Origin of the sequence: Parapedobacter sp. ISTM3, from assembly GCF_016533505.1 — a bacterium.
GTDB classification, from domain to species: Bacteria; Bacteroidota; Bacteroidia; order Sphingobacteriales; family Sphingobacteriaceae; genus Parapedobacter; species Parapedobacter luteus.
This window is the reverse complement of the sequence record NZ_JAENGN010000024.1, coordinates 21,528-42,624: the sequence shown is the minus strand read 5'-3', so window position 1 is coordinate 42,624 and position 21,097 is coordinate 21,528. Positions and strand designations below refer to the sequence as shown.

Sequence of the window (21,097 nt, the reverse complement as noted above, 5' to 3'; positions counted from 1 at the left end):
GTTGGAACGCACACGGCAAGGCGTTCGTTTGCCACCAATATGTACAAGCACTACAGGCTTCCCACATTCACCATCATGAAGATAACGGGGCATACCACGGAAACCAATTTCTTTAAATATATCAAGATGACCCGTGAGGAAAACGCACAGCTCATACTTGATACGGTGACCGCAAAAATAGAACTGGATAAGGCAGGATAACCAAAACAGAACCCACATGAATTTAAAGGATTTAAAACACCTAAATAGCCTACTTGCCGACTTCACTTGGTACGGTCGCACGTTCCTGCAAACGGGTACGGGTTTGGAATGGGATGCCATCGGCGGACAGGATTACTTTGCCACCGCTTGGATGGAATTTTTCAAGGGCATCAACGACGGCACATACCACCGATTGGCAGAGGCCATAACCGACGCACCATACATACCCCACTTTCGGGAGGAAGTACAGAAACAACTGAACCCCTTGCTTGCCGAACTGGAAGCTATGGCCGTAGAGCATGGCTTGCACAAGATAAAGGTGCGCATTGACGTGGAGAAATTCAAGCGTTACGAAACGAAGTTAAGGCAATTGAGTGCGGACGGCATTGTCTTCGACATCATACAGGACGATGACGATATCCGCGACACCTACTTCATAGACGGCGACCCCGACCAAATCCGTTCCTACCTCATGCACGGTATAAAGGGAGTTATCGACCGTTACACTTCCGCAGAGCAGGAGAAAATAAGAGGGCTTGAAAGCAGGGTAAAAGAACTTGAAACCGAGTTACAGGAAAAAAATGCCCTTTTGGCCGTGCTGGATGCTGGGCGCATGGAACTTGCCCGAACCGTAAAGGAACAGCAGGACGAGATAACCGCCGTTACGGAGCGCAACCGCACGTTGGAGGGAATACTGTCGGAATACAAAAAGGAGGAAGAAGAAGCGGACAATGGAGTAATAGACCCATCCAGCCCCATAGAGAACGGCAGGCTCCGCATGTACTTCTTTTACAAGCTGGGGTTCCTTGACAAGTCCATCTGGAACGATGGCCTGACATACGGACAAATGGGCAAGATTCTACAGAAAATCCTCGGTGGCAAACCCATCAAGGCGGACACGGCCGAACGTGATGTCAAACTGTTCAATGCGACGGGAAGTGCCAAACTAAAGGATTTTGAAGCCAAGAACGAAGATAAGGTACTTAATTATCTGAAAAGCGTTTGCCCCGATACGGATTTTCCCAAAGGCAGGTTTGTCAACGACATTAGAAAGAACACGGGCAGGAACGGATAAACACCCTTTGCACTGTTTTATTTCTGTCCGAAATTCCGTATTTTTACACTAACAAGTCTATAAAGAGAACATGAAAAAGAGAAAGATGGCAATGGTTGCCAGCCAAGTAAAGATAGACGAGGAAGACCTACGGGATATCCAGTTTTGGTTAGACCGTCCAGCTTCCGAGCGGATAGCCGAAGTAACACGCCTGCGCAGGGCATATTACAGTTGGTTGCTCGGAACATACCCCCAACACATGGAAAAAACAGTAACCCAGCGCAACGATGATATTTGAACAGGATTTTACCGACTTCGTCCAGCTTCTGAACAACCACCAAGTTAAGTACATGGTGGTAGGAGCTTATGCCCTTTCCTTTCACGGCAGGCCGAGGCACACGGGTGACCTCGATATATGGATAAAGCCCGATGCGGAGAACGCAGGCAAAATGGTCAAGGTGATAGACGAGTTCGGATTTGGCAAGCTTGGGCTTACCGAGGAAGACTTCCTACGGGAAAACTACGTTACCCAATTGGGCTATCCGCCGTTACGCATAGACATCCTTAATGCCATATCGGGTGTTGACTTCGATGAGGCGTACCATACCCGTCTTGAAACCGAAATAGACGGACTTGATATATCGTTTATCAGTGCCAATGACCTCATCCGCAACAAGCGGAACGTGGGAAGACCCAAAGACATTGGGGATATCGAAGCACTTGAAAAGCTGAAAAAGCAACAAGAGGACGAACCTGCCCAAAGAAAAAGAGGACTAAGAAGATAGCTGATATATGCCCCATATATCTTAAACAGTACCGCAGGGCATCCTATCGAACAAAAATGAAATAGTGACCAATCCCCCTTTGAATCCCCCCGAACATTGCTCCATACAAATACGTTTGATATGGCGCAGATATTCACAAGTTATTCGGACAGGGAGTTCAAGGAAATCCTATCCGAGAATGTAAAGGAGGCCGTTAGAGAGGCACTCCACGGAGAAACGGCAGAAAAGCCGACCCCACCCCCACAGAACATAGGTTACAGGACGAGAGCCGAGACACGGCTCATGCTCGGCGTGGCCTATTCCACCATGCACTATTGGGAAAAGGCAGGCATCCTCGTGCCCCGACGCATAGGCCGAAAGGTCTACTATTCGGACGAGGCCATCCGTGATGCTCTTGCAAGGAGCGGAAAGGGGGTGAAATGATGGTATATCCAAACAATGATATAGTGATATATCCAGTTATCCCCTTAGCTATTTATCCGACCAAACAGGTAAGCAGTGACCGCCATCAAGAGCAGGGTATCAGCAGGAAAGAATGGTGGAAAGACAGCAGGAAAGACCGACCATCCGCAGTCAGTTCTCCAAAGGTAAACCTTTGTCGCCCTGTAGGGAGCAAGTTTTTTTTTTGCAATGCAAAAAACCGTTCCCCTACGCTCCAGCGAGTGGGGAACGTCGGATGCTCCCGATGGTCGCAGTCCGTAAACTTGGGGAGGTTTGCCAATGAAAAAATTGGCAAAAGAAAACGGAACGGACGGCAAAAAACGCACACGTGGACGGCCTAAAAAAGCCATCACCCGAAGCGTTTCCTTAGTCGTCCGCTTGACCCCTACCGAACGGCTCGCCATAGCGAACAGGGCAAAGAGCGCAGGAATGGTTATAAGCGAATGGTTCAGAAAGACCGCCAGGACGGCGGTCGTAAGACCACGACTTTCAAAAGAGGAAGCCAGCCACCTGCGTACCCTGTCGGGGATGGCGAACAACCTCAACCAGTTGACCAAACTTGCGCATACGGGTGGGCTTGTGACAATCATGGCGGATCTACGCAGGTTACTCGGCGAAGTGGAGCGTTTAATGGAAAGGATTGGTAAAGATGATAGCTAAACTAATCGTAGGCAAGAGTTTCGGCGGATGTATCCGCTACCTATTGGAGCGTGAGCAATCAAAGGTTTTGGATTCGGCAGGCGTTAGGGATTACAGCATCAAGGCGATTACCAGCGACCTGAATGCCCAGCGCAGGATGCGTCCAAAGCTTGGCAATGCCGTAGGGCATACCGTGCTAAGTTGGAGCAACGAGGACAGGGATAAGCTCACGTTGGAGAAAATGGAACAGCACGCAAGGGAGTACATGGAAAAAATGGGCATCAAGAACACCCAATACATAACCGTACTGCATACGGATAAAAAACATCCGCATCTCCATATCGTCTACAACAGAGTGGACAACGATGGAAAGACGATAGGCAATTTCAACCACTGGCACAAGAGCCGAAAGATATGCAGGGAGATGACCGAGCGTTACGGCTACCATCTCGGCAAGGGCAAGGCAAAGGTAAACAGGCAGGCGTTGAAAGGAAACGACAAATTGCGCTATGCCATTCTTGATGCCCTTAACGACATCATGGCAAAAGCCACAACGTGGAAGCAGGTAGAAACGACGCTTGCAAAATATGGTATCGGCATCCAATACAAGTACCGTAGCGGAACAAATGAGGTACAGGGCATTTCCTTTGAAAAGGACGGTGTGAAGTTCAAAGGTTCGGCAATCGACCGCAAATACAGTTTTGCAGGGATAGAGAAACAGCTAAGCGAAAACCGAGCAATAGGAATAACGCACTCCACCACGGAAAACCGAACCCTTGCCGACGAGATACGGGAAGTACTCGGACAACAGGAACAGCGGTCAGATACATACGAAGCGGGAATGGGCTTGCTCGGTGACCTATTGAACATGCCCGCTTCGATAGAGCCCGAACCCGACCCAAATTGGCGAAAGAAAAAAAAGAAACCAGAGGAAGAAAAATCAAGAGGAATCAGCAGATAAAACACTAAAGAAATGAACGAACAGGAATTACAGACCACCCTAAAAGACCTACAGGAGGTCATGGTGAGCATGGACGGACGTCTACAGGAAATCGAAAAACAGCAGTCAGAAGCCAAGGACTATTCGGACGAACTGGCTGAAATAAGCAAAAAGTTGGATAGTAAAGTAACGGAGGAAACGCTTGTCGGGCTGAAAGACTCCATCTTACAGCACGTTAATGCAACCGACAATGTTGTCATCGCTTTGGAGGAACAGAAGAAAGAAATAAGCGAGTTGCCACAGCGGATAAAGGTCAATGTGGAGCATCGCCTAACAGGGAGACAACAACCGTATATCATTACGGGGGCAGTCCTTGTGCTTGTATCGGTATTTTCTCTTTTCGCCAGCTTTCAGCTTTGGCGGTCAAATTCGGCTCTGCACGCCAGCGATATCAAAATCCGGATGGTGAGAATATTTTATCCACCCGTATCAATGGATATTGATTCCATATACAACAGCAACCCCAAAGAACTTAAAATTTGGGTGAAGCAGGAAGAAGAAAAATTGCTTGCCATTAGAAAAGCCGAAGAAAATGCTAAACAGTCCACGGAGCAGGCAGAACAGGCTAAAGAAAAACTTGAACGGCTGAAAGAGCAAAAAGACAGGGATTAATTAAGGCATTTTGGTTTAATGGGTTTAGGATATTATATTTGTAGTGCGAATACATAGGGAGCAATCCAATGAAAACTTTAATGTTTAACAATATGCCTGACAGAGAGCAGGTGCAAGTCCTGCACATATCAAGTCTTCTTGTGTGTTCGCAGTACTGTCAGGCTACTTACTTAAAATCTTCAAAAAGTTATGCGAACACACAAGAAGAGAGTAAGCAAACGACCAGAGGTCAGGAGCTTAAAAATCCAACCAACCATCAAGTCTAACCGTTGGAGTGAAACCACGGTTCCCGTTATCAGATTAAGCGGACTATGGCTCGATAGATTGGGGTTTTCTCCCCAAAAACGAGTAACGGTCACAACAATGGACAAATTGCTCATTATTCGATTAGATGAATAATGAAATGATAAAACCGTCAGTTCAAGGGGAATTGACGGTTTTTTTATTATACCAGCTCCAACTGTGCAATAAACCTTACCCATAATCATATCTTAATGCTGAACGTCTTTTAGTTCGTCGAGGAAAGCTCTAATGTTTGACAAAAATGACGTTTGTCATTTCTATGAACGATTGTTTCTGTATATTTGACCCAAAATAATTTCCTTTTGATACGTTTTTGTGCATATATCCTATTAGTCGCTTTGACACTGCAATCATTCTATCGCAGTATCATGGCCGTGGACTATCAGATACACCTGCCCGATTACATTGCGAAATGTATCAACAAAGACAAGCCCCAGCTCCATTGTGACGGTCAATGTGTGCTGATGAAGAAAATAAGGGAAAAGGAGAAAGAGGAAACCAAAAAGAACTTGGTGGTATATGAATACAGTGCGCACTATGTTCATAAAGAACAAACCGTTTTTACCGTTTACCAACCGAACGAGGAAATCAGCGAAGAAATCTTTTCGCCCTATCTGATTGATTATAGGTTTACCTACAACAACCCTGTATTCCGCCCCCCAATCGCTTAACGCATACCAGTAGCATTAGGCTTAAATTCAATTCGACATATTTTCGTATCGTAGGGTACAGCGTTGAAATTGATATGCCGTGTTAACCCGATACGTTTCCGAATATTTCAGTAAACATCTGCGATAGGTATTATTACCGTTTGCATTCATATTTGGGTGATACCATAAACTTGTCCAAAGTGGACAACTGCCTACTGGATTTCAATCATTTTTCATCTGATATAACTTAATTTTTAAAGGTGATGAAGCTATCAGATTTCCATTCCACTACGTGGCCTGAAAATCGTGATGGTTTCACAACACATTTGTTAATAACAATGAAGAAAATAATACTTTTTCTCACCGTATTATGCTTTGTGGTGGTGTCCTGTACAAAAGAAAAAACGGACTACGAAGCGGAAATCGACACGGAAGTTACCGAACACCACGAGTTTAAAGAGGTTTATGCCATCAACAGCGATGGATATAAAATCAGCATTGAAGCCTTAAATGGAACATTCTATAAGGGCTACAACGAAATCCGCCTGAAGATTACGGACAGTCAGACCGACGCAGAAGCGGATGCAACGGCAGTAACATTCCTGCCCATCATGTCCAATGCCAATGGCGACAGAACTTCCTGCCCCCATCGGTACGATTTGGTGTATAGACAGGACGAAAGCTATTTTTCGGGATATTCGGTATTTACGGACGAGAGCGGTGCAGAAAGAACTTGGGAACTTTATATCAGTTTCACGATTGCAGGGCAAACCCATACGGTCAAACAAAATATCTCCGTTAGCGAACAGACGAACCAAAATCTGAACATGACCACGTTCACGGGAAAGGATGAACAGCAGTATTTCATAGCTTTGGTATCACCACAAAAGCCCAAAGTTGGCGAAAACGAACTGGTCGCCGGAATTTACAGGTACAATAGACCGACCAATCCCCCGTCCGGAGATTTTCCCGATGCCTCACAGTTTTCCTATACCGAGGTAAGCGGTTTTACCTTGCAGTTAGACCCACGGATGCCCGAACCATCCATGGGAAACCATTCCTCGCCCAACAACGAAGATTTGACTCAGCAAGATGATGGGCTGTACCACGGTGTTGTTAACTACACCATGACAGGGAACTGGACATTGAATTTTATCCTATTGAACCAACAGGGGCAGATACTGAAAGGCACGGTCGTGCCGACCGATTTCACGCCGGGCGTGGAGGGTTTGAAAAGCGAATTGCATATTGATATTTTATTCTAAGACTATGAAAAAAACAAGTATTGCTTTTTTGGCTCTCTTTCTTGGAATAACGGCGAATGCACAACACACGCACAGGCAGGAACAGAGCGACAGTACCAAAACCCTTGAAGAGGTAACCATAACGGCCATTGCCAAGCGGAAAATCGAGACAGAGATGAAAATGGCTGTTTCTGTGGATGAATTTTTGGCATCTTCCGACAATATCAGCTTCATCAAACGGGGTGCATACGCATGGGAGCCGTTGCTCAACAACATGAGTACGGAACGCTCCACCATTACCATTGACGGAATGCACGTTTTTGGGGCGTGTACGGATAAAATGGACCCCGTTACTTCATACGTGGAGAGCAACAACCTTTCCACCATTGATATTACATCGGGGCAAGAGGGCAATATGCATGGGGCAACCGTGGCAGGGAGCATCGACCTAAAAAGAAAGAGTACGCCGTTCGGCCTTGAAAAAACATGGAACGGAGCATATCAAACGGGATTTGAGACCAACAACAAACAGTTTTTCAACCTCGGAAACCTTTCCTATTCCAGTGATAGGTTCGTGGCAGACGGTAGTATCGCTTTCCGCAAGGCAGGGAATTATTACGATGGAAATAATAATGTGGTAAACCATTCACAATTCAATAAATTCAACACCTCTTTGGGATTGGCGTACAAAACGGGGGAACTCTCGTCGATAAGGGTTGATGCCATCTACGATAAGGCGAAAGACGTGGGTTTCCCTGCGCTCCCCATGGATTTATGGCTTTCCCGTGCTATTATCACATCGGCATCCTATAAGCAGTTGTTTGAAGATGGATTGTTGAGGGTATGGGATAGCAAGGTGTATTTCAATGCAGTGGAACACTACATGGATGATACCAAGAGACCCGAAAATCTTGTCCACATGGATATGCCGGGCTGGAGTACCACCTACGGACTGGTTTCCAAAGCTAATCTGAAACACGGCGATTACAGTTCCGAAATCCAATTGAACGTTTACGACAATCTATCCATTGCGGAAATGACCATGTACCCACAGGACAGGAGCAAGAAAACAATGTTTGCGTATAGCTGGCCTTGGGTGACGACCCGTTTTGCAGGGCTTTCGATGAACAATTCATGGGATATGTCGGATATGAGCCGAGTGAATTTCGGAGGTTCTTTGGGATGGAACTATAACCGTTCCAAATATGTGGAGTTCAACTGGATTTTCCATCCCGGCACACCGCAGGAAAAAAACAGGATATTGCCGGGCTTACATGCCAGTTACGAACTCCATATCAATCAATTTGATTTCTCTGTCGGAACAGGGTATGGGCATCGTGCGCCATCCGTTTCGGAGGGGTACGGATATTATATCTATAACAGTTTTGACCGCTACGATTACATTGGAAATCCCGATTTGAAAAATGAAATTTCCTATGAGGCCAATGCGAGTGCAGGATATAAAAACGAACGGATGGGCATAGAAGCCAAGGTAAACTATTTCCATATTGAGAATTATATCGTTGGTAGGATTTTGAGTTTGGGAAGCCCGATGAACTATCAGTCGGTCGGTGTGAAAGGTTACACATCATTGAACCACACCAAACTTTTCAACATGGCATTGAATGCCAATTACGATATACTGCCACACCTGCATTGGAAAGGGATGCTTACCTATGCACGGGCAACGGACGACAAAGGAGGCAACCTGCCTTTCATCCGTCCGTTGAGCTATCAGACCTCACTTTATTATATGCACAGGCAGTTTGGCATTCGGACTTCGGTGAACGGTGACCTTGCACAGGAGAATTACAGCCCCGAATATGGTGAAGACCTTACTCCGGCATATATGGTGTGGAACATATCTGCGGATTACACGTTCAGCTTTAGGAATTACAAAGCCGTTTTACAGGTCGGTGCGGAGAACCTGTTCAATGAGCATTACAGCACCTATGCCGATTGGGGGAATATACCAAGGATAGGGCGCAATATTTTCACTTCATTGAAATTCAATTTTTAGAATGATGAAGCAGGTTTTTAGTGTTATGATGATGGTCTTGTCCTTGCTGGTTGGGTTTCAGCAAGCCATTATCGTCATGCACTTTAAGCTGAACCAAGAGGCAATAGAACAGGAGTTTTGTGTCAACAAAAGCAAGCCCGAACTGCATTGCCACGGAACTTGCCATCTGAAAAAGCAGTTGCAAAAAACAGGGAACAGTGACCCGGCTTCCATCGGTATTTACCAAAGGGTTGACATGCTTCCTATTTCATTCACGGAGTTTGAATTAAAGAGTTTAATCATTGAATTGCGTAAATATACCCCCATTTACAAGGCAATCCACTATTCAGAACCTTACAGGGAAATCTTTGTGCCACCGCCCATTGCTTGACTTATGAACATGGACTTATTGAAAAGCAATATTAAATCAAGAACAAAATTTAACTTTTAAAAATATCATAATGAAAGCATTAACAAAATACTTCTTACTGTTCGTTTCTTTATCGGCATTGGTGTCCTGTGGCAAGGATGACAATCCTGTCGCCAATAACATTACCTTACATTTCAACAACACATTTAAAAATACGACTATCGTGCTTGGCGATGCCACATCTTCCACGGCTACGGTGAATACTTCGGCCGAGGGGCAAGCGCACCACTTTTCAGAATTGAAATATGTGGTAAGTAATATCCGTCTTGTAAAAGCGGACGGTGCAGAAATCCCCTACAATATCAACGATTTGGACAAGGGGGCAACCGTTGTAAACCATTCCAAACCGCAGACCTTGGATTATGTACTGACCAATATTCCAGTAGGTGAATACAGACAGCTGAAATTCGGTTTGGGGGTAAAGCCCGAACTGAATACATTGGATGAGGCAAGGTTCCCTGATTTTTATGCGGAGGCAGGGGCAAATGATACCGAAATGCATTGGGAATGGGGAACAGGGTATCGTTTTACGAAGATTGAGGGTTTTTACGACACGGATAACAAAACGCTATCTATCCATACCGGAAGCACCGTGGAGGGAACGAACGGCGACCCAGACACCTATACGCAAGGGGTCGATGCCTATAGGGATATTACCCTCACGCTTCCGAACAATGCAGTTGTCGGCAGTAATGCGCCACGGATTACCATCAATGCTGATTTTGACAAACTGTTGAGTGGAAAGACCAATACGATTACGTTAGGGGCAGGGAACGCAACGCCAAGCATCCATACCGCCGTCAATATGGTCAAATTTGTTGACAACTTGGGTGGAGACGGTACAAGTGACATTACGGGAATGTTTTCTATCGGTAGCGTAGATAACTAACATTGGATGGAGAGCCACCTAAATCCACGGACAACGGTGGCTCTTTTTCCGTTATATCACTCAGATACATGAAAAAGGTACTCATAATGTTGTCCATCTTATTGCTGTTGCTATCCTGCGACAGGGAGGATAACATTGGGCCGATGCCTCATGACAACCCCGAAATCCCATTGGAGATACCGTATGGTTTTCCGGCATTGAACCCATCCGTGGATAGGAACAGACCCACCAAATATGGTGTGGAATTAGGCGAAAAATTATTCCACGAGAAAAAATTCAGTGGCAATAACACGATTTCATGTGCCAGTTGCCACAACCAGTCGAGTGCTTTTGCCGACAATAATATCCAAGCCATAGGGGTTTATGGCAGGGTTGGACTTCGGAATACGCCACCAATCCAGAATTTGGCATTCATGAAGTTCTACAATTGGGATGGAAACAAACTTACACTGGAAAGCCAGCCCTTAGTTCCCATCATCGCGCACGAAGAAATGAACTCTTCCATTTTGGAAGTCATTGGAAAATTAAAGGTTGAATATGAATACAGGGAGTTGTTCAGGAAAGCATTCGGTGATGAAGACATTACCCCCGATAGGATTTACCGAAGCCTTTCGCAATATCAATATACACTAATCTCCGCCGACAGTAAATACGACAGAGTAAAACGGAACGAGGGAGAGACATTCACGGAAAGCGAAGCACGGGGCTATCACACGTTTAAAATGAAATGCGCAAGTTGCCACAGCACCGAACTGTTTACTGACCAAAGTTTCAGAAATGTAGGCTTTCCCGTGAACCCAAGGACGGACGAGGCAGGACGTGCAAGGGTAACAGGAGTACCCGATGATTTGATGCGTTTCCGTGTTCCCTCTTTGCGGAACGCCGAATATACCGCACCGTATGGGAGTTTTGGTCAGTTTCCGACCTTGAAAGCTGTTTTGGATTATTTCGACAATGGCGTTTTGTATGCTGATAACCTTGACCCCATTTTGAAAGAGAATGGCAACAGGATACCGATGACCGAACAGGAAAAAGAAGATATTATCGACTTTATTAAAACGTTAAGCGACAGTTCGTTTGTTGGCAAGTGATTTATCGGAAAGTATCTCCTACATCTAAAAGAAAAAAACAAAAAAAAGAAAGCTGTTCTACCAACGGATATTAGGATAACGAAGCACTATAAGCCCCAAAGGGTGACCCTGCGAGATACGAGCTGGGGCATTATGCGTGTGCAGTCAGCCTATATCCGCTAATTTTGCTGTCCTTTTTGTTTGTTATTTCCCCTCGCTCATTTGTGGCCTGCGAAACCCCACCGCTCTTAGCCCTTGCTGTTCTCGCTTTGGGCTGTTTACGGTGAATTTCTTTCGTGTCAGTCTTTCTCCTTTCTTTCGCCAGCCGATAAAATTAGAGGGAGTTATCTCCTTTATGTCGTCAGAAACCTGTACATTTACATCAATGACCGAACAAACATAGGGGGTACTTAGCACTGTCTAAAAAGAACCACAAAAAGAACCCCCGAATTTTAAAAATCGCTGTTTTTGTCACGATAAAGCAATATTTTGAATCCCCCTACGGGCTACTAAAAAAGCATCAGTCACACACGATTGGTGCTTTTTTTATGTAGTAGGGCTAAAAATAGGGCAAGTTTTGAAGATCAGGGATCAATTACAAAACCTGTGAACTAACCAATAACTTCCCCCCTACCGTTTCAGTTTGCTCTGTGGTAATTGCCATTAAAAACCTAAACTTCCGCCATTAGGACATACATATCGCCACCTGATATTGAGGAGGTCTGTCAGATTTTGCAGGAAAGTGAAGGGTTCCTGATTCACATATCGGTTCGGCAAGACCAGGAGATAAAACACTATATTTGCTTAACCCGCTGTGAAATCATCGGTGTCCGCGTTAAAAAAGAAAGAGTTACCTCCGGTTGCACCATTGAGGTGCTTTATTAAATATGAGTATGTAAATTTGCGTATAAAATATAATATGATTTCCAAAGACATATTAGCATACAACGATGCTAAGGACGCCACAGATAAATCCATTTGTGAATTGCTGGCCAGCGAAATCACTAAACACCTGCCCGAAGCTGAAAACAAAATATGGCATGCACACCCCGTTTGGTTTCTGGATGGCAATCCGACGGTTGGCTACAGCAAACAAAAAGCGGGCATCAGACTGATGTTTTGGAGCGGAGCAGACTTTGAAGAGGAAGCGCTGAATGTCAAGGGCAAAAAATTCAAAGACGCATCAATCTTCTACAATTCGGTCGAAGAAGTCAATGTGAAAGACCTGCAGCGATGGTTAGACAAATCCAAATCCATTCAGTGGGACTATAAGAACCTCGCAAAAAGGAAGGGGAAGTTGGAGCGCCTGAAATAAGCCGTGTAGCACGCATCTTACCGCTGGATCGCCCTACGGGAAAAAACAGATTCGTGTTAAATCTTATCTATTTTTAAAGTTCATTAAACTTCTGGCCTATCTTTGCCCATTCAACGGAAACATCCATCAGGCATGCAAGATACCACCGGCAATACTGCAATTATCAAAAAGCTTAAAACCGGCGACCAGACAGCATACAAAGAACTGTACTTACGGTATTACCCGAAACTGATTGGGATAGGACGGAAATTCAACTTCAGCTTGTTGTCTCCCGAGGATTTTGTACATGAAACATTTCTAAAACTGCATAAAAACCGCCACTTGCTGAAGGAAGATGTCTTGCTGGACAAACAAATCTTCGTCATATGCAAAAACATCATCCTGAACCATATTAAGAAGGAGAAGCGGAACACCGCCCTGGACACCTCCGATTTCCTTTTGGAAACCGACGGACGCGCCCCGAACGAAGCGTTGGAAACGGCACGCGAAGCTGCTCTGGAAAGGCTGATAAAAAAGCTACCGGAAAAACAGGAACAAATTTTCCGGATGCACAAAATAAACGGATATTCTTACAAAGAAATCGAAGCACTCACCGGACTTTCGCCGAAAACCATTGCCAACCACCTGTACCTGGCCAACAAATTTCTAAGAGCGCATGCCCAAAACGAGGCTTCATTGCGGGATCCGTAGGAACACGGTTTCAGGTCCCTTAAAGGGCTCGCTCGTGTTAACAAATTGTTAAATTTCACCAAACCATTAGGAACTTCCCGGATCCAAGTTGTCAAGTGGCTGTGATAACAATCAAAAAGCAATATGGTAGTTGAGATTTTCAAGACCGACGTGTCCGATCCCGGGCAGGCCGAAGCCCTTATGAAGTCGCTGAAGCCCTTGGCCACAAACGGCAGGGTTACATTCGATCTGGAAGACGTTGACAAAATTCTGCGTACCGAATCCGACCGGGGGATCGCCGGGCAGGTGATCCGGTTGATGGTTGACAGCGGATTTTCATGCGAGCTATTGTACAGCAAAGAAACCTCAAGACATGAAACTGAACGAGTACCTCAATAAACTTTGGCGCGCCGACTATCCCGCACCGCAACACGAGGAAGCGGAAGCTTCCTGGGAACGCTTCGCCAGCAAAGCCTTTGAAAAACCCACAAAGGTTGTTTCATGGAAAACCCATTGGAAATACTTTTCCGCGGTGGCGGCGTCAGTGATGTTGGTCATTGCGGCCCTGCAATGGGCGATAAACGCCGGAGCCGGAACCAATTTCCTGCTGGTGGAAAACACCGGCGCAACCATCCGCGTGTTTACGCTGCCCGATCATTCGGTAGTCAATCTCCTACCGGGCTCAACGCTTCATTATGCCGAAAACTTTCAACGCGATAGAACCATCAAATTGGAAGGCGAGGCGTACTTCGAAGTCACGAAAGACGCGCACGCGCCGTTCAGCGTGGCCTGCAATCGTACGATCACCACCGTGCTCGGCACCTCGTTCAACATAAAGAGCCTTGCCGGTGGCAGTATCGAGGTGGCGTTGTATGAAGGCAGCGTAAAAATGGAAGTGGAAGGCGCAGAACAAGATTGGATGCTGTCGCCGGGCGAACTTTTTGTGTACCGCGATGCCAAAGCCGAGATCCTCCCCTTCCGTAGCCGGCAACGTGCGGCTCCGCTATACGTCGATTTTGAAAAGGCGAGCCTTGCAGAAATCGCAGCCTATATACAACAGGCCTATGGCTACACGGTAATGGGCGAGTCGGGGATTCTGGAGGAGCGGGTAACCATGCGTATCCGCAAAAATGAACCGTTGGACAATATCATGAAGACCATCACTACCATTTATGATGTGCGTTCAAACATCGACACCTTAAGGAAGGAAATCACACTCACACACGAACGATAATTTTAATCACAACAGAATATCTCATAGCTCACATCCGAAAACAAATGAAACTTACCTTCGTCTGGTTGTTTTCACTCGTGTTTTTATACCACGGCCAAGCACAGGAAAACAGCATCATTTTAAACAACCCAAGTCTTCAACAGCTATTCAGTACGATTGAAGCCCACAGTGACTATAAATTTGCCTACGACAATAAGCTGGACATCGCAGAAAAAATGGGATTTACGGTCACCATCGATCCGAATGACATCGAAACGACAATCGCAGCGCTTGAAAAGAAGTCTCGCTATACGTTCGGTCGCCAAGGCCACAACATTACTGTAAAACCTATTCCCAGCCAGGGGCAGGAAACTTATACGTTATCCGGAACGATTTTGAATGAACAGCATCACCCCGTTTCCGGCGCCAATATTTCGATTAAAGAAAGGCGGACATCGGTCCCTACCGACGATGAAGGCCGCTTTTCTGTCCGCCTGCCCAATGGGCACTATACGTTACGGATTAGCCACATGGGGTATTTGGATATGGAAGACCAGGTCTGGCTCCGCAGTGATATGGCAAAAGACTACACGCTTTCAGCGGACAGTGAAACCTTGGAGGAAGTAGTGATTACCGAAAAAAGGAAAAACATCGCTGAAATCAAAAAGCCGCAGATGAGTGTGAACCGTCTTTCGATGGAGCAGATAAAACGCACCCCGGTGGTCCTTGGCGAGTCCGACCCCCTGAAGTCGCTCATGCAGCTGCCAGGCGTCACCAGCGCGGGTGAAGGAGCGTCGGGATTCAACGTGCGGGGAGGAGCAGCAGACCAGAATCTGATGCTGCTCGATGGCGCACCCATTTACGGTGATTCCCACCTGTTCGGCTTCTTTTCGGTATTCAATGCCGACGCCATCAGTGGGTTGGAGCTGTACAAAGGCGGGATCCCTTCGAAGTTCGGCGGACGGGTTTCGTCCATTTTGGACGTCCGTCAAAAGACCGGCGATTACCGGGATTTTCACATGAACGGCGGTATTGGACTGATTTCAAGCCGACTGACGGCCGAAGGCCCTCTCGAAAGGGACAAAGGATCATTTATGCTGTCAGGCAGAAGTTCCTACGCACATCTTTTCCTAAAACTTGCCAACCAGGATAATTCCGGGTATTTTTTTGACCTCAATACCAAGCTTAATTACACGCTCAACGAAAACAATTCCCTGTACCTCTCCGGCTACTATGGACGCGATGTGTTTGACATCAACGATTTGTTTTTCAGTTCGTACGGAAACGCAATGCTCAATCTACGCTGGAGGCACCGCTTTTCCGAAGACCTAACCGCTGATTTGACCACGTTCTATAGCGATTACCGCTTCGGCCTGGAACTGGATTTCGCCGACTTCATGTGGAACAATGCGGTTGAAAGCTACGGGTTGAAATACGACTTTTCACACCGCTTTTCGGACGATTTCAGCCTGCAGTACGGTGTCAATTCATTGTACTACGATTTTAACCCCGGTACACTGGAACCCAGCGGCCCGGCGTCGATCATCAATTTTATGCAGCTGGATAAAAAATATGCATTGGAACCTTCGCTGTACATCGATGCCGAACATACACTATCCGAAAAGCTGACTGTCCGCTATGGACTGCGCTACAGCCAATTTTACCGGTTTGGGCAGGAGGATGTCAACCGCTATGAACACAACCGTGCTGTAGTTTTCAACCCCGTTTTTGGAATCTATGAAAAAGGGACCCCAATCGGGTCGACAAGCTACGGAAGGGGCGAAAAAATTGCTTCCTTTAGCAACCTGGAGCCCAGGATTGGGATTTCGTACGCGCTGGATGACAACACCTCGTTGAAGGCCAGTTATAACCGGATGACGCAGTACCTGCACTTGCTTGCCAACACCCAGTCACCTACGCCGGTAAATATCTGGACGCCCAGCGGACCCTTCGCCCAGCCCCAATTGCTGGACCAAGTGGCCATGGGGTATTTCAAGAATTTTGCGGACGACACCTACACCATTGAAACCGAAGCGTTTTACAAAACCGTCCAAAACCGCATCGATTACATAGACGGGGCCGAGCTGATCGCCAACAACGCTATCGAACAGGTCATCCTGAACGGGGAAGCCCGCTCGCTGGGATGGGAGTTCCTGCTCCGGAAAAATACCGGAAGGCTTACCGGTTGGGTAGCCTATACACTGTCGCGGGCAGAACAACGGACGCCGGGCCATACGCCCGAAGAACCGGGGATTGCCAATGGCGCATGGTACCTCTCCCCTTACGACAAGTTGCACAACGTGGTCATCACCAGTGTCTATGAACTTAACGACAAGTGGTCTTTTGCAGCCAATTTCGCCTTGCAGTCGGGACGGCCGGTGACGCATCCAAACGGACAATACCAGATAGGGGGCATCACCATCCCCAGCTATGGCTCACGGAATGACAGCAGGCTTCCCGCCTACCACCACCTGGATGTCGCTGCGACTTATATCCCCAAGCCCAAGCGAAAAAAAGGTTGGCAAAGCGAATGGGTATTTAGTATCTATAACCTGTACAATCGCATGAATGCAGCTTCCATCCGGTTTGCGACCAATGAAGATACAGGTATCAACGAGGCAACCCGGCTTTCCATTTTTGGTATTATCCCCGGCATTTCTTACAATTTTAAGTTTTAAAAAGATGAACACTCAATCGTTTTTGCGCATCGCATTTTCCCTCACCTTTATGGCATTGTTTGTGGCCTGTGAAAAAGTAGTTGATATCGACCTGGATACGGCCGAACCCCGGTTGGTGGTCGATGCGGCGATTTCCTGGGAAAAAGGCACTGACGGAGCTATCCAGCGGATCAAGTTAAGCACGACAACCGACTATTATGCAACGGAGATTCCAACCGTATCCGGGGCAACGGTGTACGTGACCAACACCGCTGGCCAACGGTTTGATTTTATTGAACGTCCTGGTACGGGTGAGTACATATGCACCGATTTCGTCCCCGAACTTCACAGCACGTATGAACTCCGGGTAGTTGTCGGTGATCAGACATATACCGCTACCGAAACCTTGGTGCCCGTGCCCGAAATCAGCCGCGTAGAACAGCGGGTGTTGAACATTTTCGGAGACAACATCGAAGTCCGTTTTTACTTTAACGATGATGGCAATGCACCGAACTTTTACCTTACGGAAATAACGACCGGTTTCCTGCTGTTCCCTTCCTATGAGATATTGGACAATCAATATACACAAGGCAACGAACTGTTCCAGCCGTTTATACACAGTGATCTTGAAAGCGGAGACGAAATACGGATGAGCCTATCGGGCATCTCTCAGCAGTTTTACAGCTTCATGGGCCTGATTTTAGCGAGCGCGAGCGGAGACCCGTTCAGCACGCCACCGGCTAATATCCGCGGGAACATTGTCAACCAAACCGATGCGGGAAATTACGCCCTGGGTTATTTCAGGCTTTCGGAAACCGATACCGCCGTATATCGGGTGGAGTGATTCGGTGCGGAATTGTGGCTCGCCATATTTGCCCCGCTCACTGCACATAAAACCGAAGCGATACCCCGCCGTGCAGCCAGCGATACCGGTCATTCCGCAACCGCCCAACGGGAATCCCGACATATGGAGCTATCACGGTATTGTACCGCTGCAGGAATGGTGGCGTTACATAACCGGATAGCTGGATGAATCCCCAGTAATTATTTCCCCGGTAAATCGAGTCCGGCCGATTCGATTCGGTCCTTTCGCTGATGATGCGCCTTGTCGTATCGCCCGAAAGCATATCACCGTGCACCCATCGATTGGACTGGAACACATCGGTTCGTCTATCCCTTACCGCGCTGAAAGGCGCAAGGCCCAACGATACAGAGAAACGCTCGGTGAACGCATAGTTCAGGGAGACTGGGAGGGATACCATCCCTATCGTGTTCCGGCTTTCCACGACCTGGGAGCCGGTGGTATCCGACATGTCCGCCGCCCAGCGCTTTCCTGCTGTCATGGAGGAATAGCTTAGCCCGATTTCGGCAGACATCCGATTGGTGAATGCGATTTGCGCGGATAGCCCACCTCCCAATACCAACCCTTTGTCCGTCAAGGCAGAATTGAGGTTTGCCCCGAATTTGATATCCCCGAGATTCAACCGATTTTTGGTCGATAATCGCAGGGCCGGCAATTTGATGTCTTCAACCCGATGGGAAGTTCCGGTCTGCGGTTTCCAGCCAGGTGCTACATGCTTCGACATCGGCACGGTTTCAATTTCACCTTTGTTGATGGATGGCAGGCCATCCAGTGAGCCAGGCGTTGACGCCCCTGCATCCGTTGGTCCGGCAAACACCGGATCCCCCAGCTGCATATCGCTTACTGCACGGCTTGTCTGCGGCATCCGCGTAGGCGGTGCATCGATTTGCTCCTTATTCTGCCCAGCAGCGTCGACAGCGGGCGGTATCGAATCCACGATTACCGAATCGCGCTTATATTGGCCTGCGTCTTCCATGGGGTCAGGAGCCTGCTTCTGCACCGGCGTTTTCCTGTTATCAATTCCATCCAACAATGGAAGGTACTTTACCGAGGCATAAACCATGAGGAACAACGAAGCTGCAATGCCGGCAAGCTTGACAAAACGTGGTATGGATTTCCGTTGCTTCTTTCTGTAGCGTTGGAACTGCGCCCATTCCCGGTGGTCATATGGCTGCTCAAAATCCCGAAGGAAATCCCGGATGCCAGCTATCAATTCTTTCTTATCTCGCTTATCCATCATACCTCCCCCCGAAATATTTGATATATAATGACCGCAATTCCTGTTTTGCCTTGGTCAGGTAAACGCGGCTCGAACTGGCTGGGATCTGCAACAACTCCGCTATTTCGTTGTGCTTATATCCTTCCAATTCATAAAGGTTGAAAACGATGCGTTGGATATCCGGCAGTCCTTCCAGAAGACGGAGGATATCATCCAGTTGCAGCCTGTCATCCATTTCCACTGCGGGATGGTTTTCCAGTCGGTCAACGGCTATCGGTTCAGGCATTGTCCGCTGTCCTCGCAAACGATCAATGGCAGTATTGACGGTGATACGGATCAGCCAGGCACTGAATACCGCCGGTTTATCCGGCCCCTGCCCCCTGAAGTCAGCAAGCCTGCCGAAGGCCTTTACAAAGCTATCGTTCACGACTTCCCTGGCCGTCTCCGTATCCACCACATACCTTCTGGCCACGCCCATCAGCTTGCCCCAATATCGGCGATAAACCTGCTCCTCCAGCTGGGCGGTAAGGTTTAGCCGTCCACTCAAGATGTCGGCTAAAAGCCCGTCTTCCTTTCCGTCCACGTAAAGTAGCTGTCCTGTCTGTTTAAATCCAAATTCATATGTACCCATAGATATAGACGGAAATCTGCTGCGAAACGCTAATAAAAATATTGCTTTTTCCTCTTTTTTTTACTTTTTCCGTTAAACGGCAAGAATCGTTTAGCATTGCCATCAAAGGCTACGTCTTGATTCAATAGAAGAACATTTCTCCCTTTTTTAACCCGATTCAAATTGCCGCGCATGCAGTTATCCATCATCATCCCCGTTTTTAACCGTCCGCAGGAAGTAAGGGATTTACTCGAAAGCCTCACCAACCAAACCGATCCTGATTTCGAAGTGCTGGTTGTCGAGGATGGTTCGACCGACAGATGCGAATCCGAAGTGGATGCCTTCAGCACAAGGCTGCATATCAGATATCGCTATCGGGAAAATTCCGGTCCCGGACGGGCACGCAATGCCGGAAGCGCATTTTCCTCGGGCGATTACCTTATTTTCCTCGATTCCGACTGCGTCCTGCCGCCGCATTATGTACAGACGGTTCGGCAATCACTCTCGCAGGACTATTCAGACGCTTTCGGCGGCCCGGATAGGGCAAGAGAAGATTTCTCGCCGATGCAACGGGCCATCAACTACTCCATGACTTCGTTCTTTACCACAGGAGGTATCCGGGGCGGAAACGAGCGATTTGAAAAGTTTCATCCCCGGAGTTTCAACATGGGCTTTTCCCGCATCGTGTTCGAGAAAACAGGAGGATTTGCGGCAATGCGTTTCGGTGAAGATATCGATATGAGCATCCGGATTATCGGCATGGGCTTCACGACAAGGTTGATCAAGGAAGCCTATGTTTACCATCGGAGGCGTACGACGCTCCGGCGATTTTTCAAGCAAGTATACAATTCAGGCGTCGCACGAATAAACCTTTATAAACGGCATCCCTATTCCTTGCGTGCTGTGCATTTCGCACCCGCGGCATTCACCGTCGGCGTAGCGCTGATTTTGGTTTTGGCCGTATTGTTATCTCCTTACTTTTTGCTGCTGTTGGGTGTGCATGCGGCCTTCATCGCTGCAGATGCAGGGGCCAGGAATCGAAATCTTTTCATCGGCCCACTGGCGGTTGTGACAAGTTATACGCAGTTGATCGGATATGGACTCGGATTCATGCATGCCTTTATGGCGCGGATCATCTTTGGACAACAAGAATTTTCCATGTTCCAACGATCTTTTTACAACTAAAAAGCTCAAGAAAAAAATTTGGAAATCTCCTAAGTATATCGTAATATTGC

24 protein-coding genes are annotated in these 21,097 nt (G+C 47.2%); 22 read left to right on the top strand and 2 right to left on the bottom strand.

Annotated elements, in window-relative coordinates; genetic code table 11:
* From JHJ32_RS21410 to JHJ32_RS21310, 21 genes are all read left to right on the top strand, one after another.
* Positions 1–201 (top strand): hypothetical protein (locus JHJ32_RS21410; RefSeq protein ID WP_200122513.1); only part of this gene is annotated, 201 nt, incomplete at its 5' end.
* 16 nt (positions 202–217) lie between these two features.
* Positions 218–1,276 carry a hypothetical protein gene (locus tag JHJ32_RS21405; RefSeq protein ID WP_200122511.1) on the top strand — a complete coding sequence of 353 codons (1,059 nt, stop codon included), beginning with the start codon at positions 218–220 and terminating at the stop codon, positions 1,274–1,276.
* Positions 1,277–1,346: 70 nt separating this feature from the next.
* Complete coding sequence (locus tag JHJ32_RS21400) at positions 1,347–1,553, top strand: hypothetical protein (protein ID WP_200122510.1); 207 nt, start codon at positions 1,347–1,349, stop codon at positions 1,551–1,553.
* Complete coding sequence (locus tag JHJ32_RS21395; RefSeq protein WP_200122507.1) at positions 1,543–2,040, top strand: nucleotidyltransferase; 498 nt, start codon at positions 1,543–1,545, stop codon at positions 2,038–2,040. Before JHJ32_RS21400 ends, JHJ32_RS21395 begins: the two co-directional genes overlap by 11 nt.
* Positions 2,041–2,160: 120 nt before the next feature.
* Positions 2,161–2,463: a MerR family transcriptional regulator gene (locus tag JHJ32_RS21390; RefSeq protein ID WP_200122505.1), complete on the top strand. Its 303-nt coding sequence runs from the start codon at positions 2,161–2,163 to the stop codon at positions 2,461–2,463.
* Between the two features lie 297 nt (positions 2,464–2,760).
* Positions 2,761–3,141, top strand: coding sequence for a MobC family plasmid mobilization relaxosome protein (locus JHJ32_RS21385; RefSeq protein ID WP_200122503.1), 381 nt, complete (start codon positions 2,761–2,763; stop codon positions 3,139–3,141).
* The gene (locus JHJ32_RS21380) at positions 3,131–4,081 is read left to right on the top strand and encodes a relaxase/mobilization nuclease domain-containing protein (protein ID WP_200122501.1); all 951 of its coding nucleotides are present in this window, start codon (positions 3,131–3,133) and stop codon (positions 4,079–4,081) included. Before JHJ32_RS21385 ends, JHJ32_RS21380 begins: the two co-directional genes overlap by 11 nt.
* 12 nt (positions 4,082–4,093) lie before the next feature.
* Entirely contained in the window at positions 4,094–4,732 is a 639-nt protein-coding gene (locus JHJ32_RS21375; protein ID WP_200122494.1) for a hypothetical protein, read from the top strand.
* A 189-nt stretch (positions 4,733–4,921) separates the two neighbouring features.
* A complete protein-coding gene (locus JHJ32_RS23270; RefSeq protein ID WP_200122492.1) occupies positions 4,922–5,131 on the top strand; it encodes a SymE family type I addiction module toxin in 210 nt (69 codons plus the stop codon).
* A gap of 272 nt (positions 5,132–5,403) precedes the next feature.
* Positions 5,404–5,706, top strand: a complete 303-nt coding sequence (locus tag JHJ32_RS21365) for a hypothetical protein (RefSeq protein ID WP_233632792.1) — start codon at positions 5,404–5,406, stop codon at positions 5,704–5,706.
* Between the two features lie 317 nt (positions 5,707–6,023).
* The gene (locus JHJ32_RS21360) at positions 6,024–6,950 is read left to right on the top strand and encodes a hypothetical protein (RefSeq protein WP_200122488.1); all 927 of its coding nucleotides are present in this window, start codon (positions 6,024–6,026) and stop codon (positions 6,948–6,950) included.
* Positions 6,951–6,954: 4 nt separating this feature from the next.
* The gene (locus tag JHJ32_RS21355) at positions 6,955–8,949 is read left to right on the top strand and encodes a TonB-dependent siderophore receptor (protein WP_200122486.1); all 1,995 of its coding nucleotides are present in this window, start codon (positions 6,955–6,957) and stop codon (positions 8,947–8,949) included.
* Position 8,950: 1 nt separating this feature from the next.
* Complete coding sequence (locus tag JHJ32_RS21350) at positions 8,951–9,319, top strand: hypothetical protein (protein WP_200122484.1); 369 nt, start codon at positions 8,951–8,953, stop codon at positions 9,317–9,319.
* Between the two features lie 70 nt (positions 9,320–9,389).
* On the top strand, positions 9,390–10,247 hold the full coding sequence (locus JHJ32_RS21345; protein WP_233632791.1) for an MbnP family protein: 858 nt from the start codon (positions 9,390–9,392) through the stop codon (positions 10,245–10,247).
* A gap of 68 nt (positions 10,248–10,315) precedes the next feature.
* Entirely contained in the window at positions 10,316–11,338 is a 1,023-nt protein-coding gene (locus JHJ32_RS21340; RefSeq protein WP_200122482.1) for a cytochrome-c peroxidase, read from the top strand.
* An 898-nt stretch (positions 11,339–12,236) separates the two neighbouring features.
* On the top strand, positions 12,237–12,632 hold the full coding sequence (locus JHJ32_RS21335; protein ID WP_200122480.1) for a DUF1801 domain-containing protein: 396 nt from the start codon (positions 12,237–12,239) through the stop codon (positions 12,630–12,632).
* Between the two features lie 132 nt (positions 12,633–12,764).
* Complete coding sequence (locus JHJ32_RS21330; RefSeq protein WP_079715132.1) at positions 12,765–13,322, top strand: RNA polymerase sigma factor; 558 nt, start codon at positions 12,765–12,767, stop codon at positions 13,320–13,322.
* A 123-nt stretch (positions 13,323–13,445) separates the two neighbouring features.
* Positions 13,446–13,700, top strand: coding sequence for a hypothetical protein (locus JHJ32_RS21325; RefSeq protein WP_200122478.1), 255 nt, complete (start codon positions 13,446–13,448; stop codon positions 13,698–13,700).
* Complete coding sequence (locus JHJ32_RS21320) at positions 13,675–14,535, top strand: FecR family protein (RefSeq protein WP_200122476.1); 861 nt, start codon at positions 13,675–13,677, stop codon at positions 14,533–14,535. The genes JHJ32_RS21325 and JHJ32_RS21320 overlap by 26 nt, the downstream gene beginning before the upstream one ends.
* Before the next feature lie 44 nt (positions 14,536–14,579).
* Positions 14,580–17,192: a TonB-dependent receptor gene (locus JHJ32_RS21315; protein WP_200122474.1), complete on the top strand. Its 2,613-nt coding sequence runs from the start codon at positions 14,580–14,582 to the stop codon at positions 17,190–17,192.
* A gap of 4 nt (positions 17,193–17,196) precedes the next feature.
* Positions 17,197–18,015, top strand: coding sequence for a DUF4249 family protein (locus tag JHJ32_RS21310; protein WP_079715125.1), 819 nt, complete (start codon positions 17,197–17,199; stop codon positions 18,013–18,015).
* Between the two features lie 37 nt (positions 18,016–18,052).
* On the opposite strand, the gene JHJ32_RS21305 is transcribed toward JHJ32_RS21310, so the two are convergent.
* Both JHJ32_RS21305 and JHJ32_RS21300 read right to left on the bottom strand, forming a co-directional pair.
* Positions 18,053–19,273, bottom strand: a complete 1,221-nt coding sequence (locus tag JHJ32_RS21305; RefSeq protein WP_200122472.1) for a hypothetical protein — start codon at positions 19,271–19,273, stop codon at positions 18,053–18,055.
* Positions 19,263–19,883, bottom strand: coding sequence for an RNA polymerase sigma factor (locus tag JHJ32_RS21300; RefSeq protein ID WP_200122470.1), 621 nt, complete (start codon positions 19,881–19,883; stop codon positions 19,263–19,265). The genes JHJ32_RS21305 and JHJ32_RS21300 overlap by 11 nt, the downstream gene beginning before the upstream one ends.
* A gap of 171 nt (positions 19,884–20,054) precedes the next feature.
* Between JHJ32_RS21300 and JHJ32_RS21295 the strand changes: the two genes are divergently transcribed.
* Entirely contained in the window at positions 20,055–21,047 is a 993-nt protein-coding gene (locus tag JHJ32_RS21295) for a glycosyltransferase (RefSeq protein ID WP_200122468.1), read from the top strand.
* The last annotated feature ends 50 nt before the right edge of the window (positions 21,048–21,097 follow it).